This window comes from Janthinobacterium sp. GW821-FHT03A03 (assembly GCF_059421435.1).
The window spans coordinates 1-782 of record NZ_JBWKUZ010000048.1 but is presented as its reverse complement, the minus strand read 5'-3'; the positions used below and the strand labels follow the sequence as shown (position 1 = coordinate 782).

Below are 782 nucleotides of genomic sequence, written 5' to 3'. Positions count from 1 at the left end.
AAAATGGCAAAAGGTAAATTCGAACGGACCAAGCCGCACGTTAACGTCGGCACCATCGGCCACGTCGACCACGGTAAAACCACGCTGACCGCTGCAATCGCAACGGTTCTGTCGAAGAAATTCGGCGGCGAAGCCAAAGCATACGACCAGATCGATGCGGCTCCAGAAGAAAAAGCGCGCGGTATCACGATTAACACCGCCCACGTCGAGTACGAAACGGAAACGCGTCACTACGCGCACGTTGACTGCCCAGGCCACGCCGACTACATCAAGAACATGATTACCGGTGCCGCGCAGATGGACGGCGCGATCCTGGTGTGCTCCGCAGCTGACGGCCCGATGCCACAGACCCGCGAACACATCCTGCTGGCCCGCCAAGTTGGCGTTCCATACATCATCGTGTTCCTGAACAAGTGCGACCTGGTCGACGACGCAGAGCTGCTGGAACTGGTTGAAATGGAAGTGCGCGAGCTGTTGTCGAAGTACGAATTCCCAGGCGACGACCTGCCTATCATCAAAGGTTCGGCACGTATGGCGCTGGAAGGCAAAGAAGGCGAAATGGGCGTTGACGCAGTGCTGCGTCTGGCCGATGCCCTGGATGCCTACATCCCAACGCCAGAGCGCGCTGTTGACGGCGCCTTCCTGATGCCAGTGGAAGACGTGTTCTCGATCTCGGGTCGCGGTACCGTTGTGACCGGTCGTATCGAGCGCGGCATCATCAAGGTCGGCGAAGAGATCGAAATCGTCGGCATCACCGATACCGTCAAAACGACTTGCACCGG

Annotated in this window: 1 protein-coding gene; it reads left to right on the top strand. The window is 58.3% G+C overall.

Features of this window, described 5'->3' with window-relative positions:
• Window positions 1-3: 3 nt before the first annotated feature.
• Window positions 4-782: elongation factor Tu (locus AC07VI_RS29305; protein ID WP_494808847.1), on the top strand; the 779-nt coding region annotated here is incomplete at its 3' end.